This window comes from Dyella sp. SG562 (assembly GCF_011759495.1).
GTDB classification, from domain to species: Bacteria; Pseudomonadota; Gammaproteobacteria; order Xanthomonadales; family Rhodanobacteraceae; genus Dyella_D; species Dyella_D marensis.
Genome location: NZ_JAAOYS010000011.1, coordinates 1 through 17,399 on the forward strand (window position 1 = coordinate 1; position 17,399 = coordinate 17,399).

General features: G+C 61.1%; 3 protein-coding genes. 1 reads left to right on the forward strand and 2 read right to left on the reverse strand.

The window, feature by feature from the left end; translation table 11 throughout:
• Positions 1-234 (forward strand): hypothetical protein (locus FHW84_RS23110; protein ID WP_208399860.1); only part of this gene is annotated, 234 nt, incomplete at its 5' end.
• A 352-nt stretch (positions 235-586) separates the two neighbouring features.
• Here FHW84_RS23110 and FHW84_RS17985 read toward each other — a convergent pair.
• Together FHW84_RS17985 and FHW84_RS17990 are read right to left on the reverse strand one after the other, a co-directional pair.
• A complete protein-coding gene (locus FHW84_RS17985; RefSeq protein ID WP_167257370.1) occupies positions 587-979 on the reverse strand; it encodes a barstar family protein in 393 nt (130 codons plus the stop codon).
• Positions 980-995: 16 nt separating this feature from the next.
• The gene (locus FHW84_RS17990; RefSeq protein ID WP_167257371.1) at positions 996-17,399 is read right to left on the reverse strand and encodes a ribonuclease domain-containing protein; all 16,404 of its coding nucleotides are present in this window, start codon (positions 17,397-17,399) and stop codon (positions 996-998) included.

A 17,399-nucleotide genomic window follows, 5' to 3' on the forward strand; every position in this document is an offset into this window, starting at 1 on the left:
GTCGCCTTGAAGACTGCGCCATGCGCGCACTTCGATCTATATCTGTCGCGCCAACTTACTGATCTGGCTGGTGGAAACGTGGGGATACCTCAGCCTCCGGCCCCTTATTGGCTTATTGGTTATATCTCAGGAACCTCTGAAAACTTATTCATCACTCACTTCCCAAGATATTTCCACGCCGATCAACCATCCCTGCCTTCCGCAGTGATCGACACACTGCTTCTCCATCGATAAATCCGACACCATCATAAAGAGAAACGCCCGCACAAGGCGGGCGTTCTGGTCTTGCTAGAGATAGCCTGCCACGAAACATTCCTAGCGATAGCCCATGATTCGCGAGAACGCTATCTGGCCTACCTAGAGTGGTTGCGTGCCGGAGTAAGTGTCGATGAAATCGAAGCGATTCGATTGCACCTAAAGCAGGGGCGTGCGCTGGGTGATCAACGATTCCAAGCCATGGTCGAAGAAAGCGCTTGGGCAGTCAGCATCTGTACAAGGCCGCCCATCAGCCTCAAAAGGCAACCGAAGTTGAGATTCTGGCCACTGCATTCAACTACCTCCGGCCGTTATTCTCTGGCCTGAAAACTCAATCGCGCCCCATATTCAATGCATTCATAACCGCGACCTCAATAGATCGATCAAATATGACGATAAATGCATGTGATTCACCCGGCTGCCAGTCAGCCACCGCATCCCTCAGTACCTCCAAATAAGCCTTAAGATCATCCTTATCCAACTGCGGTAAGTCACTATGGACCAAGAACACATTTCTCTTTTCGGTCCAGTGAAAATCACGAAGGCAATCATAAAGAGCGTTCCAATTTCGACCAAAATAAGCTGGAAATGAGAGAACATCCGCAACACCCTGCAGAAGGTCATCCGCACTGGATAGATTTTTAGGCACAAAGCCTACTAGGGCGTCCTCAAAATTTGGCAAATTTGCCACATCACTGAAGTTAAAGCTCTTTGGCTCGCTCATGAGTCTCCCCTCTTTTTTATCTAATAGGTGTAAATGTATCGTAGTGGTCCGGCGTGTAATACATCTCTCCGCCCTGACCAATAACAATTCTCTGGGGGCCCGGCCCATTTACGCCCGGAGTCGGCACCACATACTCCCTGTAGTAGCCGAGCGGCTGCACTGGCAATGCTGGCTTACCATTACCCACCATTGGAGGACGATTCTGGAATATTGAGCCATCGTTACGGTGTGGGTAGCCAATGCCATTCTGGATCCGATCCAATGTGGGCTGCAGGTCAACGGTGCCAGTGTAAATTCGGCCAGTCCTTTTATCGATAACGACTGCACCATCTACAAAACGAGTAGATAGTGTCGTGCCTGGAACCCGGGGAGCAAGCCCACCACGAATCGCAAATGGACCGGCCATAGCTGCAACGACAGGACTTGCAACAGTAACAGTCCCTCCAATCTTGTAGGCCGTATCGTCATCCCGCCCCAACAGCTTCGCAATACCAAATGCCAACGGCCCAAAGCTATCGTTAGCTGCCCAGTCGAGCTTCTCAAACCGCGCGGCCTCTGCGCGCTCAGCCTCCTGGCGAGCTTCCCAGCGGGAGTCGGCATCAGGCACCGTATAGGCTAGAAGACGGAAGGAGTTAATGACTTTGCGACCCACCGAGTCGTCGGACCTCCAAACATTGCCATACGCATTCCCCAGCGAGAAATTCGATTCTCCCTGAAGCGGCTGCCCCTGCCAATCGACAGGACCTACACCCTTGCCCCCCGTCGCCAACGAGTAGCCCGGTATCGGTGACGAGTATGCAACGGCCCCTATCCCACTATCGGGGACCGCCAGCTGGTCAATATCTGTGAGAGCCAGGCTCTGGCTCGGTACAAGATCCGACACAATCAACGGCGGAGCCGTCAGCTCCGGTGCATCGAAGACACCAGCACTGACTGAGACAGCATCGAGATTGGTCACCGTAGGCTGCCACCTCGAGCGCCCGGTATCTCCGAACATACTGGCATCCAGGCCGTCGATCTGATGATCGGTCCATGTCCTATACGAACCATCCGGATTTCGCTCGATGCGCAACTTGTCACCCTGGTGCACTGCGGTGACTTCTCCATTGTCATCGCTCAAGGATGGCAGTCCCTTGGTAGCTGCGTAGACATCGTAGTCATTCAAGGCTGCGACCTCAGGAGCATCGTCCAGCGCCCCCTGTGCCTGCACCTCAAACGCAAGTTCGTCCCGCCCGCCCTGAGCATTCCATTGAGAGAGCGGGTTCATGGAGTCATAAAGCGCGCCATCCGTCGGCAGCCCATAGCCGAGGCCGTTTTGGCCCCCTTGACCATTCCAGAGAGACAAAGGGTTCATCGGATCATAAGAGGTGCCAGCAGACGGTTGCTGATGGGATGAGTCTTGACTCTCATCCTCTCCGTCGCCGAAGTCGCGTGCCTGGAACTGAGACATCACCCCAAACGCCAGTGCGTTGCCGGCGATGTCCTCACCAATCTGCTGCCAACTCTGTAGGTGCCTGTCGCCAAGCGCTGATCCGGCCACCTTTCGGGCGATATCGCCGGCCGCTCGCGATTCGAGTTTATTGAGATAAGCGCTATCGCCGTATTGGCCGATACCCATGCTGGCGTCGGTAGGTCCAAACGCGCCACTTGCTCGATTCGCGAGACTAGATGACACCAAACCTGCCCAACTGAAGTGCGTTGACTGGCCGGTGATTTTTGCTGCGGCGACATCTCCGACGTAATTCCCCGCACCTTGGAGCGCCTGCCCCCAGCCGTTCAATATGGGCCGTCCCATGCTATCCACGCCGGACGTAAGTGCTGAGCTCCCCTGCAATCCTGACGTCACCCCAGCTGTAATCGCCGCGCTAAGTGCACTCTGACCGACCTCACCCCAGTCGAAGCCGTGATGCACACCGGTGATATTGCCCGCAATCTGCCCTGCTGCATTCCCGGCCGCGGCAGCCGCCGCCGACGAAACTACGGCAACCGCTGCGACCTCTGCTGCAGTTGCTGTGGCTTGGGTTGCGGCGAGCTCCGCATACAGAAGATCACTGGTTGCGCCAGCCGTGTAGTACGTAACTACCACGGTCACCGCAATCACCACGATCATCGCCAAAGTATTGCAATGATGCTGACTCGGCGGCGGCGGCGGTGCGATCGTCGGCAGACTCGGTGTGGTGCTGCCCGTGATATCACTCGGGTTATACGGCTTGAACGTCGTTGCATCATTGACGTTCGTGCTCACCACCGGAATGGTCAGGTCCTGCCCGATGCTCAGATCGCTGTCGCTGCTCAGCGCGTTAGCCTGCGCAATGACATACCACAAGCTGGCGTTACCGTAAGCCGCCTGCGCAATGCTCTTAAACGTATCCCCCGCCTGCACCACATACCCGCCCGGGCCACCCTCGCTACTACTGAACGCAGTAACCCGATCCAGCACATTCAAGGTGCCGCCTTCGTCGTACTGGGCCACCTGCTCGCCCATCACATACACGAAGTGCTGGTTCTGATGCCCCGGATTCGCCCCTTGATCAATGGTTGAACCATTAGCCGTGCCATCCCGGCGGCTGACGATTTGCCCATTCCCGTCATACCCGAACACCCGCACCGTATCCCGCACCGTGCCGCCGGCGTACTGCGTGTGCTGCGCGATGGCCACGCGGTTGCCGCGGCTGTCGTAGTAGCTCTCGTCCGTGGTCGGACGCACATTGGGCGTATTGGAGATGTTCTGGCCGGTGGTGGCGGCCTCCAGGTAGCTGTCCTTGCGCAGATAGGTGATGGTGTACTGGTCGACGCGTCCGCCCGCATCGCGGTACTGGTACGACACGACATTGCCCATCGCGTCGTAACCGGCCGAGGCATTGGCGCCGGCATAGACCACCGCGTTGTCGAGCGTCAGGCCGCCATACGTGGTGTCGTCCGGGCCCGGCAAGGTGGTGGGCAGGTTGTCCGTGCCCGAGCCGTCCCAGCCGCTGAGGCGCGTAAAGTTCTGCTGCTCGGCCAGGCGGCCGACGGAGTCGTACCGGCTGACCGTAGCGCCGGAAAGCCTGCCGCCCACATCCGCACCAGTGCCGGTGTTACCGTCGATGTCATCCGGATCGCCCTTGGTGTTCGGGCGCTGATCCAGCGTGGTGCCCAGCGCATAGAACTGGTTGATCACCAGCACGTGCCCGGCCGCGTCGTAGCTGCGCGTCTCCGCGATGCCGTTGAAGCTGCCGCCGGCGGTGATGTCCACCGCATAGTCCGCGCGCACCATTTCGTTGCGGTCGTCGTAGTGCGAGCTCTGCACCAGCGTGTGGCCAGCCGCGTTCACCGTGGTACGCGTGACCACATTGCCCACCGCGTCATAGCCAAGCGCATAAGAAGACGAAGATGCAGTGACGACGATATTGCCGTTCTGCAGCGCGCCCGCCGATACCTGCACGCGGTTGACGCCATCGTAGGTGTACCAGGCATCGACCGTGGTGCTGCCGCTGGTAGCCGTCACCTCGCGGCGGTTGCCCGCTGCGTCGTAGCGGTAGGTCTCGTCCAGCGTGGTGGTGCTGGTGAGCACGTCCGTCACTACCACGTGGCTGATGCGGTTGTGGCTGTCGTAGGTGGTCTGCGTCACCGTGTGGATTGACTTGCCGTTGCCGTCCTTGGTGACGACCTCCTGCCGCGTCTGGTTGCCGTTGGCGTCGTAGCTGTAGCTGTAGACCGAGCCGTCGGCGAAGGTCTGGGTGGCGAGCTGGCCGTTGGCGTAGTAGGTGTTGGTGGAGCTGTTGGGTGAGGTGGCGGCGGTGACGTAAGGCGGTACCGAGGTGCTCTGGGAGCTCGGTGTCCAATTGTCGTTCTCGCCCAGCAGCACGCCACTGGCCTGATCGTAGCTGTAATTGTAGACAGCCCCACTCATGTCCACGTGGCGGACCACGCGGCCGTAGGCATCGCGATTCCACACCTCGCTGTCGCCGTTGGCATTGACCTGGCTGACCAGGTTGCCGCTGCGGTCGTAGACAAAGCTGTTCTGGATAACGCCCGCGGGTACTCTCGGGATGTACTGGTAATTCCATACCACCGCATCGAACGCCGCCGCACCGATGCCGTTGGCCGCCCCCCAGACCGCCACAGCCGCATAAGCCGCCCCCGCCGGCGCCGCGGCCGTTACGGTGGAACTACGCCATTGGCCAAAACGATCCTGGCTCACCACGTTGCCCAGGCTGGTGCTGATCAGATTGCCCGAGGCATCGAACCACTGGATGGCGACGGCGCCGGCAGCCGTGGCGCCGAGTGGCGACAGATAGAGCGACACCTGCGTGGAGGCCGTGATGGTCTGCCCTTCGGTGACCGGCACGCGATCGCGGTTGACCATGTAGCCGTTGCCGTTGCCGGTGTAATTGCCGACCATGGTGCCGTTGCTGGTATTGCTCTGCTGGTGAATGGACCAGCCGCTACCCTTGTCCCAGCCGCTGTCTCCATTCTCAAAGTCCGGATTGGTCGGCTGCATGGTAAACGTGCCGTTGGGCAGGCTCACCACTAGGTGCCCATCGGGCGTCAGCAGAATGGCACCCGCCGGCGGGACGTAATCCCACGATACGCCCAGGCAGAAAACGCTATTGGTCGCGCCGTTGTAATTGGTGGCGGCGATGCCGATGGCGGCCCATGCCGCCCCCGCAGGTGCGATCGAGGTGAGATTGGAATAGCCCAGGCCATCGCCCGCGGAGACGATATCGTCGTTCGGTGCCGTGGGAATGACATTGCCGTTGGCGTCGTACCAGAAGATCTGGATTGCGCCACCGCCATGCTCGCCGATGACCTCGAACTGGCCATGAGCGGTGATGGTCTGCCCGGGCACGACCGGCACACGGTCGAGGTTGGCCATGAAGCCGCTGCCGGTGGCGCTGCTCGTGCCCGAGAAGCAGGCCGTCCATGTATTGCCGAGACGGGACGACGTCCAGCCTGGATCCGCCTGCCAACCGGAGATATTGCCGAAGAAGTTCGGATTGGTCGGCTGCTGCGTCCAGGGCGTGCCGACGGTTCCGTGCGCATTGGCCTGGCTGGCTGCGCGCTGCGCCGCATCCTGGCTCCAGATCACGCGGCCCTGGCTGTCGTAGCCGTAGTAGTTGGCATGCCGTGCCGCACTGGTGGCATCGCCCGCCTGCAGATAGACAGCACCCAAGCCGTCGTATGCAATCAGGCGATTGCCGGCCTGGTCGAGCACATAAGCCTGCTGCCACACGGCGCTGCGCGCGGTGCCGTCGGCCGACAGCGCGAAGTCGCCCTGCTGCACGGTGCGGCCCAGGTTATCGAGGTTCTTGAAGGTAACGTGGCCGATGCCGCTCTGTTCAGCCACCTCGCGGCCATACAAGTCATATGCCGTGTAAGTCGCCGCGCCGGTGCCGTCGACCGTCTTCACCACCTGCCCGATCGTGTCGTAGATGGTGCGCGAGACGTTGCCGTTCTCGTCGATCGACAACGTGAGGTTGCCATCCACGTCGTAGCCTGAACTCTTGACAGTGGCGACGGTGCTGCTGTTGCCATGAGCGTCCACCACCGCCACCGCCGGACCGCTCTGAGTCAGGACCTGATTGCGCTCGTTGTAAGTGTAGGTCGTGGTCTGGCCCGCTGCATCGGTGGAGCTGACGACATTGCCCCAGCGGTCGTAGCTGGCGGCCAGCGCGGCGTTGTTGCCGCTGGCAGCACTGCTGCTTGGGCCTTGCACGGCAGTGGCGCAGCCATCCAGGTCGCGCGTGTAGAACGTGGTGGCCGTGCCCGTGCCGCCGGTGAGCGGCACGCTGTCGGTGATGAGCTGGCCGGCGAGATTGTAGCCGTAAGTATGCACTACGCCCGTCTTCGGGTCGGTCACCGTGACCGCGCGGCCGGCGGCATCATAGACCGTGGTGCTTGCCAGGGTGACGCCATCGCCTGTGCCAACCACCTCGCCGAACGCGTCGTAGGCGGTGGAAGTGGCCAGGTCCGGCGTAAGCACACCGGTGCGCGACACCGTGGTCGACAGCAGATGATCGTCCTGGTCATACGTATTGGTAGATACGACACGCGTCGTGCTGCCGTCGTTGCCATCCTGGGTCCAGAAGGTCTGTAGCAGGCGGCCGGCATCGTCGTACGTCATGTATCTAGCCTGGCTGGACGTCCAGTCGACCAGCTCGCCGGTGCCCACGGTCAAGTTGGCCGTGGCATGCCCCTGCCCGTCATAGCGGGAATATGTCATCAGGGTCTGGCTTCCGCTCATGGAAGCCTGCAGCGCCACCAGGCGATTGCCGAAAGCGTCGTAGTTGTAGCTCACCCATTGCGAGGTGGTGGTGTAAAGCGAATCGCTGGTCAGGTCCAGCGCCGGATTCGCAGCCAGCAAGGCCTGCCAGTTCGCCACCAGCACCTTCTCCTGCGGGCTCATTACCATCATCAGGCGGCCGAGCGCGTCGTACTGCGTGGTGATCGTGCGGTCCCCCTGCATGGTCATCATGACCCGGCCTTCGCCATCGTAGACGTAGCTGGTGGTCACGAAGCCATGGACCGTGGCGCCGCTGGCATCGATGTAAGTGCGTAGGACCGATTCGCTGCTCTTCTGGCCCAGACTGTTGTAAGTGCAGGTGCTGGTGCGATCCGCGCCGGAAGCCGCCGGCAAGGCCGGCGGCGTAGCACCGGCCACCAAACCTGCCGTTGCGATGGGCGTGGCCCATTCGGTGGTCGACACGGCATTGCCGTAGGCGTCATAGGTCCAGCTGGTGACATAGCCCTGGGGGTCGACCGAAACGGTCTTGTGGCCGAGGGCGTCGTAATAGTTGAAGGTGGTGGCCCAAACGGCGTTGGCGGAAGCGGGGTCGCCTTCCACCAGGGTCGACTGGCTCGAGAGATTGCCGTAGGTATCGTAGGTGTACGTGGTGACCGGCGAGCCGGTTGCTGTGCTGCCGTCACTCTTGGTGTACGTCACCGCGGGCTGGGTGACGGCAACCTTGCGACCGAGGCGGTCGTAGGTGGTGACGATGGAGCGGTCGTCCGAAGACGTGGTGAGCTCGGACTGCAGCTGAGAGAGGGTGAGCGGATTGTCGGCGGACCAGGCGCCCTCCGACATTGCCTGAAGATCGAGCGCATTGGCGTAGCGCGTTACGACAGTCTGGTTGCCATGGACGTCGTACTGGTAGCCAGTGACATAGCCGCCCGCGTCGACGGTGTAGGCCAGGCGGTCGTCGGCCGTGTAGATCGCATAGGTGTGGCGGCCCGCGGCGTCCTTGGTGACCAGCAGATGGCTGTTGTCGTCGTAGGTGGCGTAGGTCCACTGACTGGTGGACGTTTCGTCTACGGCGTGAGTGGTTGGGTTGTAGATATTCGCAGGGGACTGGTCGACGGTCAGTACGCTATGGCCTTGATAGTCGTTGTTGTACTGGAGGTAACGCGCCGCATACTGGCCGTCATCCACCGTGGACCGTGTGAGAAAGCCATCTGCGTCGTACTCGTACGTGGTGACGATGGGGCGCCAGTCCATGGCGTATTGGCCATCGACGATACGCCCGACCACGACGGATGGACTCGTCTGCTGAATGAGGTTTCCGCTGCTGTCGTATTGATAGAGCCAGGTCTGGCCGTCCTTATTGGTAAAGGAGGTCTTGAGGCCCCGTGCGTCATAGGTATAGGTGCCGCTTACCGAGCCGGACAGTGAATCCAGCGTCTTGCTTACGTTGCCGGCTGCGTCGTAGACCAGGCCGCTGGCCCGGACATCCGATGCACCCGGGTTGGCCTGCGCGACAGCCGCACTCACTCCGCTCGCATCCCATGTGGAGGGCGCGATGGCGTTGGCGTAGGTCAGCGTCCAGGCCAGCCGCCCATCGCCGTCGTAGCGCTTTTCGGTGACGTAGCCATTGGCATCGATGCCATAGGCCTCCCGTCCGGCGCCATCGAAAACATGGCGGGTGATATGCGCGCCGCTCGTCGCCACGAGCTGTGCCACAGCGTCTGCACTGGTGCCGGCGTTGAACGCCGAGAGCGGCAGCAAGGCTCCGTAGGCGATATCTTCGATAGCGTTGCCATCGCCATCGTATCGATGCTCGATGACGGAGGCCTCACTGCTGGAAACCGCCCGTGCGGAGAAGCGCACCCGACCCATCGCGTCGTAGTAGGTGTACGTCACCTGGGCGGTGGACTCGCTTGCCCCCGCGGACTGGAGGGCTGTCGCGACATCCGCGGACGTAGCCGTTCCAGCGGCCAGTGCACTGGCAAGAGCACCTGCCGGGTGCAGGGCCGTGCCGTAGACGATCGTTTCCGTCACCTGCCCGGCGGCGTTGTAGCGGAGCTCCGTCACCATGCCGCTCGGGTCGATGGTGAACTGCAGTTGGCCGGCGGTGTTATAGACCAGGTAGGAAACGGAATCGTCATCGCTCGTCGCCAGCTGTGGCTGGCGAGGCGTGGTCGAATCGTATTGATAAGAAGGAAGGAGATTCTTGTAGCGCCGGATGGACACAAGCTGGCCATCGGCGTTGTAGCTTCTCTGGGTCACCAGGCCGTATGGGGGCTGGGTTCCTTCGCCACCGTAGGTTTTGTCTCCCACGGGGTTGACCTGATAGATGAGCTGATTGGCTTCGTTGTAGAAGAAGTAAGGGTTGTAGCCATCGAAAGAAGTGCCCTGGGAAGTGACATTCCCATTGGCGTCGTACGTGGTGGATACGTCGTTCCTGCCGCCGGTATCGGGATAGGTGTCAGTCGCGCGCCCCAGCGCATCGTAGTTGTACTGAGTGCTGCCCTGCCCCGACAGAACCTGCGATCCCCCGCGCCATACCGTAGTGATGTCATTGGCCGCGTCGTAGTAATACTCCGTGCGCAGATTCAGATGATCGGTACCCGTGCCCGGGTCCTGGATCATCACCGCCAGCTTGCCGTTGCCATCGTAGGCGTAGGTGGTGAGAACACCGCTGGCATCCGTTTCGGCAATCTTCAAGCCGGCGCCGTCATAGGTGCTGACGACGCGCAGGTTCAAGCCATCGGGATCGACAGTCTTCACCACCACGCGTCCGGCGTCGTCGTAGGTATACGCGGTGACGTGGCCAGCCGCATCGACGGTGCGCACCAGGCGGCCATCGCCGTCGTAGCTGTTGGTCGCCACGCTGCCGTCGGGGTTGTCCGTCTCCAGCAGCCGTCCGGCACCGTCGTATCGATACGTCGTGGTGTAGCCGGCCGCGCCGGTGGAAGCCACAACCTGCCCTTCACGATTGCGGGTCGTGCTGGTGACGATATTGCCAGGTGCCGTGACCACGACGCTGCGCAGGGCATCGTCGTAGGTATAGGTGGTCACCCGGCCCATGGCGCTCGTTTCGGCGATGACGCGGTCGTAGGCGTCGTAGTCCGTATGCGTCTCGCGCTGGAGACCATCCACGCTTTGGGCCTGGCTTATGCGGTGGCCGAGATGATCGTAGGTGTAGGTGGTAGTGACTTCGTTGCCATCCGTGGCGGAGATGAGTTCACCAAACGCGTCATAGTCGAATGCCACATTGCTCAGGCCAGGATCGGAGCTGTAGCGATCTGAAACGCTCCAGCCATTGCCTTCGACGCCATCGGACCGGCTGATCAGCAGCCCTCTTGCGTTGTATTCGTAATGGGAAATCCGGGAGTCGAACTGGTCGCTGGCCCAGATGCGCTCGCCGAAGCCGTTGTATTGGTAGAGGTAGACGTGCTCGTCGCCATTGCCGTCATAGGCGACAGTGGCCGTATGGCTGTCACCGACGCCGTTATAGGAGTAAGTGACGGAATATTGATCGCCCGAGATGACTTCGACCAGGTTGCCCAGCCCGTCGCGGACATACAGGGTGATCTGGTCGGGATTGTCGCCAGCCAGCTCGGCGGACTTGAATGCCTGCAGTTTCGCGATCGTCGGAGGATACCCGTCCGCCATTGAAAAGCGAGACGAATATACAATCGACGCAGAAATCTCGCCGAAAGCGTTGTAGTCCGTTTCGACGACCTCACCCATCAAGCCGTCGACGTCACTTTCCATACTATGGACCGTGTAATTGCGTCGACCTGCTGCGTCATAGACGTACCATGTGCGATTGCCAAGCGCGTCGGTAGCCAAGGTCTGGTGACCCGCCAGATCGTACTCATAGCGCGTCTCGATGCCGGCTCCATCGGTCTGCGACAGAATATTGCCTGAACCCCAACGGACCAGCGTGACCGTTCGGGCGTCGGCCGTACCGTCGGCCACGGTCGTCGACTTCAGCCGCCCGGCCAGATCGTAGCTGTAGCGGGTGACGGTGCCCTCTTCGTTCTGCTCGGTAGCCAATTGGCCGTACGCATCATAAGTGCGGCTACTGGAGCGGGATGAGGCGCCGACCAGAGCTGCCATCACACCGGCCAGGCTGTCGTCGGCAAGTCCACGCACGGAGCGGTTATAGCGCTGTTGCGTCAGCTGCTGACCATCGAGGTCATAGGTGTACTGCGTGAAATACTCGCCGTCGAACTCACCAACCACCTGGCCGAAGGCATCGAAGTACCTCTTGGTGGAGCGGTCGTCGTCGCTGGGCTGGATGATCAGGTTCTGCAGTACGTCGGCATTCGTTTCAGTATCCGCCTGCAATGCGTACGCATGTGTACCGACGAGATGGCCTGCCGCATCGTACTCATTGGTGGTCAGGTACCAATCGGCATCCAGCGCCCCGGTCAAGCGACCATTGGCGTCATAGTAGTAGCGGTTAACTCTCGGATTCGCGTTGCCGCCGCGATCGACCGCCATCTGTTGAACCAGGCGGCCGGCCGCATCGTAGTAGTACGAAGTAACCGAGCCATTGGTGTAGCCGCTGGACTGGGTAGAAGGGTCATTATTTTCGTCGTATTGCCAGGTGCCGCTTCCCACGGAATATCCATCAGTGACCGTCTGGACACGGCCCGCCGCGTCGTAGGTGGTGGCCACCACGCGATCAAGCAGAGGCTTTGCCGTCGGCAGCACCGACTGGAGGTTGACGCTGACGACACCATTAGCCAGCCAGCCGCTGGTACTGATCGTCGTGGCGTAACCGGTCTGATTGATAGCGCGGCCAAGGTCGTCCCGCGCATAGGCGATGATGGCACCTGCCGCATCCACCGTCGCTTCTACATTTCCGGCCGCGTCATAGAACGTGTAAGACGCATTGCCGAGTGGATCCACCACGGCGACTTGGCGGCCCGCCTGGTCGTAGACATACTGCGTGGTACTGGTGGAAAGGGGCGTCTGCGTGCGTGGAACGATGAAGTCGAGCGACGAAGTAGTCGCCGTGCCTCCGAAGTACTGGGTTTCAAGCAGCGTACCGTACGATGTTTGCTTTACGACGCGTCCCGCCGCGTCGTAAGCGAACTGAGTGATATGCCCGCCCGTCACGCCGTAGCCTTCCGCTACGGTGATGGAATAGACCACACGGCCGTTCGCGTCGTAGTACGTATAGGTGGCGTGTGCGTTGGCATCGGCGTCGCCCGCTGCCGTCAGCGCGGCCTGCATATCGGCGATCTGGGCCGTTCCTTCGCTCAGGGCGAGCTTCAAGGCTGCACTTGGTGCTATCGGAGTTGCGTACGCCAGCTTCGCGCTGACCTGGCCAAGCGTGTTGTAGCGCGTCTCGGCCACATTTCCCAGCGGATCGATGGCGAAGCGCACGCGGCCGTCCGCGTCATAGACCACATAGGAGACATGGTCTGCGCCGGTCGCCGCGGCGGCAGCCAGTGTGGCGCCGAGCGCCATATTGGAAGCGGTCGTTCCGGCAGCCAGTGCCGCGAGAGCCGCGGTGCTCACCAAGGCGCCATAGGCGTGCGTGGCTACTACGCGGCCGTTGGCGTCATACGACTGCTGGGTTACCGCACCCATGGCCGAACCCGGCTGGCCTGCCGGGGTGATGGTGAAGACGGCTTCGTTGGCTTCGTTGTAGATCGTGTACGTCGTGGCGCCGTTGCCGTCGGTCGATGCGACGAGGTTGTCGTTGGCGTCGTAAGCGTACGTAGTGGTGATCTGGAGTCCTGTCGGATCCACGATCTTCCGGGTCAACCGGCCAAGGTTGTCGTAGACGTACTTGGTTGTGCTGGCTGCATCGGTGCCGCCAGCCACCGTGGTGGTCAGGACGTGGCCGGCGCCGTCATACGTATAAGCGGTGACGAGCCCGGAACCGCCGGCCTGAGCGCCTTCGGTCTTGCTCAGAACATTGCCGTCCGCGTCGTAAGTATAGCTGGTGACCGTTCCCTCCGAGTCGGTCTTGCTTAGCAGCCGACCTTCACCGTCGTAGCTGTAGGACGTGGTCAACGCAAGGCCATTCGGATCGACGGTTTCGGTGAGTACGCGTCCGTCCGCATCGCGTGTGTAGGTGCTCTTGTGGCCAGTGGCGTCGACGACCTGGCTCAGGTTGCCCTTGGCGTCGTATGTATTGGTGGTGATGTTGCCTGCAGCATCCTTAGTGGTCAGCAGGCGGTTTTCGTCGTCGTAGGTGTAGGTTGTGGCATTACCGGCGCTATCCGTCGTGCTCAGCGTGTTGCCGTAGGGATCTTTGGTGATCTTCGTTACAACGCCGGCTGGCGTCGTTACCGTAGTCACCAGGCCGGATTCGTCGTACTGATAAGTGGTAATGCCACCGGAGGCGTCGACCTGCTTTACGACGCGACCGTAGTAGTCATAGTTCGCCTGGGTCGTACGGATCTGGCGACCTACGATCTGGCTCGTAATCACCTGGCGAGAAGAGGTGTCGTAGCTATAGCTGACCGTCTGACCCCGAGCATCGGTACGACTGGCAACGCGACCGAATGCGTCGTAGGCCACCTGGGAGGTTTGGGATGCACTGCTCCCCACTCCGTCCGTTTCGCTGATGCGCTGTCCACGCTGATCGTAGCCATATTGAACGATCGAGCTGTTGGTCGAGCCTGGGGCGCTACCCGGATCACTAAGTTGACTGGTGACCTTTATCAAATCACCGAACGCATCGTACTGATTGGCCACGACATAGCCATCACCGTCGGTGACGGACGCTACTTGCCCATTGGCGGTATAGACCATGGAGATATGGTTATTCGCATCGCCCGAAGCGCTGGGCAAAGTCGCGGCTGCAGCCGCCACCTCCGAAAGAGTCGCGGTGCCTGCGTTGAGCTGGGTTCCGCTGCCCGAGCCGCTGGCAACCAAGCTCAGTTGATTGGCATAGGTTGTAGTCGAGGTTACTTCGCCGAAGGCGTTGTAGCTGTATGCCGTTACGCTACCCAGCGCATTCGGAACGCCTCCGTCAGGCTGGCCTTGTACGCGGTAAGCCAGCCGTCCAGCATCATCGTAGTAGTACCAGATGCTATTGCCTGCTGCGTCCGTAACCTGGGTCGGTTGACCCGCCAAGTTGTAGACATTGGTCGTGACGCCACCGGTGCCATCCGTCGCAGTCAGGACGTCGCCATATGCATCATAAGTTGCACTCGTGGATCGAGTGTCCGTCACGATCGTCGTGAAGTTCTGGAAGATCGAAGACTTCGACTGGGTGCTGAGCACATTTCCAGCGGCGTCATAGGTGTAGCTGACCTGCGTAGACGCCGGGTGATAGTTGAAGTTGGTCAATACAGCGCGATTATGCGAATCGCGATAGCTCACCACGACCTTGGCCTCGCCACTGGCGTAGCTGACGACATCACCAGCATTCGCATAGCTGGAAATGCTGTCGATCTGGCTGGCGGTCAAAGGCGTTGAATATTTCGCCACGCCGACATAAGTTACGACACCTGGCGTCCAGGTTATTTCGGACGTACCGTAATAGGTGAGATAGCCGCCAGCATCGATCACGGCACCGAGGCGGTTCTGCCGGTCATAGTAATTCCGGGTTACCTGATCAGAAGAGCCCGCAACCAGGTCGTTCTGAAGGTCCGTCAACTTCGGTGCTGTGCCGAGCGTTGCACGCTGGCCCACCGTAAGCGGAGTCGCGTAGGCCGTAATGAGGGTGGCATTGCCGGCATTGTCGTAGGCTGTGGTAATCACACCGCCCGATGCGTCAATCGTCGCCACGGCGCGATTGTCGGCATCGTAGATCGTCTGCGTGAAGCGATCGGCATCGCTGTCAGTCAGCGCCCCCTGCAAGACCGCCCAGGTTACCGGCGTTGCAAATCCACTCCGCTGTCCGGCGGTCAAGGACGTCGCATAAGTCTTCGTCGCCAGCACGTTGCCAGCGCCATCGTAGGCATGGGTCACCACACCGCCCATGGCGTCGATGGCAGCTACAAGTCGACCAGCTTCGTCATAAATCGAGTCGCTGACGCGATCTTCCGCGCTTGCGGCCGGCAGCGGCAACGTGCCCGGCATCGCAGCAGTCAAGCTTCCGGAGCTGACCCATCCGCTGGTGCTGACCGTGGTCGCATAAGCAACCGCGCGAACAATCTGACCATCCTTGTCGCGAATGTATTGCGTCACCGCGCCAGCCGCGTCGACCACGCCGCTCGCCCGCCCGTCTGCGTCGTAGAACGTGAAGCTGATCCTGCCCACAGGATCGATGGCAGCCACTGGTTGTCCAGCCGCGTCGTAGAGATACGAGGTCATGCGGGTGGCGCTTCCAGACGCAGCCTGGGTCCGGCTGATCAGCTGTCCGGCGCTGTTCCGCAGTTCGGTGGCAGCCAGGCCGTTGGCCTGCGTAATCACCAGGCTGTTCTGGCTATCGGTATAGACATAGCTGGTTGTACCCACCGGATCGGTGGTACCGATCAAGCGCCCGAGCCCATCGTATACATAGCTTGTGATGGTCAATCTGTCGCGGGCGGGCTCCGTTCTTCTGATGGCCTGCAACAAGCGGCCATTCGCATCGTACACGTAATTGAAAAGTGTCGAGTCGATGCTGGGCTGGCCGCTTGAGTTCCGCAGCCCGGTGCCATCACTCTTGACGGTGCCCCAGGCGATACTGGAAGCAAGCAAACCCCGAGCGTCATAGCCATATTCAACAAGCGTGGTTTTGGCGAGCGTGGTCTGCACCGCGCTGCTGGCGACCCAAGCCTGCAAGTCGCCCAGAACCGGCGGTGTGCCCGCCGCAAGAGAGGCCACGTCATATTGCGCACCCAGATAAGTACGCACAGTACTGACCACACTTACGCCCGACGCAATCGTCGAATAATCCTGCTCCGTCACCGCCCCTACCGGATCGACCACAAAACACAGCCGATCACTGGCGTCGTAAACGTAATACGTCGTCTGCGCCCCGCTCGCCGCCACATACCCCGGCTGCCCCACCGTTCCCTGCGCCGCCACCGCATACGTGGTCTTGGTAAGCACCTTCCCATCCGCGTTATAGGTGTAGCCGACGGTATGCCCCGTCGCATCCACCACGCTCAGCAGATTCCCATCCGCGTCATAGCTGTACCGCGTCGACGCCCCGTTGGCATCGATCGACTGCAGCAGATTGCCGTTGGCGTCGTAGCTGTACTGCGTCGTCGGATTCGCGCCGTTGACCGCCGGCTCCTTCACCTGCACGAGGCGGCCCGAGGCGTCGTAGCCGTAGCTCCACACCTGCCCCAGCCCATTCGTCACCGTGGTGACGTCGCCGCCCAGGTCGTAGCCGATATTCACCGTCTGCGCCGCGGCGCCGGTGCCCGTGGTGGCGCTGGCAAGGCGATAGACGCCGTTCGCATCCTGCACATAGGTGTAGCTCGCCACCGTGCCATCGCTCTGCGTGACGGAGGCGATGCGATCGCTGCTGCCGTCGTACGTATAGGTGGTGGTGTAGCTGCCGGTGCCGGCGCTGTTGGTATCCGATGCCAGCGTGGTGGTGACGGTGCTCAGGCGTCCCTGCGTGTCGTACGCGTAAGTCACCTGCTGCCGCGTCACCGCCGTCGTCTGGCCCGGCGGGATCTCGGTGATGGAAAGGCCGGTGAGCTGGCCGGCGTCGTTGTAGGAAAGCGTGAGGGTGTCGCCATCGCCGGCGGCGATCTGCGACAAGCGGCCGCCGGTATAGCTGAAGCTGTAGCTCGCGCCAGTCTGCGTATTGGTCAGTTTCTGCAGTTGGCCATTGCTGTCGTAGGTTTCCTGCAGGCTGTGCGCGCTGTCGGTCCAGGTCCAGGTGGACGTGCCGGCGTCCCAGGCCAGGCGGTCTTCGGAGCCGCTCTGTCCGGTGCTGACATAGGCGCCAAGCGTAGCGTCGTAGGCGTAGGCGACGGCGGAGCCGTCGTCGTCCGTGCGTGTCGCCGTGCTGCCGGCCGCATTGAGCGTGCCGCTCAATCCGCCGACATGGCGCGTGAAGCCGAGCAGCCAGCCGTGGTTGCTCGCCTGCTGGCTGTTGTATGTCCGCAGGAAGTTCGGCGGCGTGCCGTCGAACAGCAGCGATTCGTCCTGTCCCTGCAATACCAGGTTGCCGGACGCGATATTCGCGTACTGCATGCCATGGGCCTGCCCCAGCGAAGCGGCTCCGCCTTGCGTCTGGCCCAGTTGGCTCAGCGACGTGTTGGTGAGGCCCAGCCCATTCCCTGCGATGACAGCGACCAT

Bases quoted from the DNA above. Each gene is read 5' to 3' on its own strand.
- FHW84_RS17985 (WP_167257370.1), bottom strand. From the start codon at position 979: ATGAGCGAGCCAAAGAGCTTTAACTTCAGTGATGTGGCAAATTTGCCA.
- FHW84_RS17990 (WP_167257371.1), bottom strand. From the start codon at position 17,399: ATGGTCGCTGTCATCGCAGGGAATGGGCTGGGCCTCACCAACACGTCG.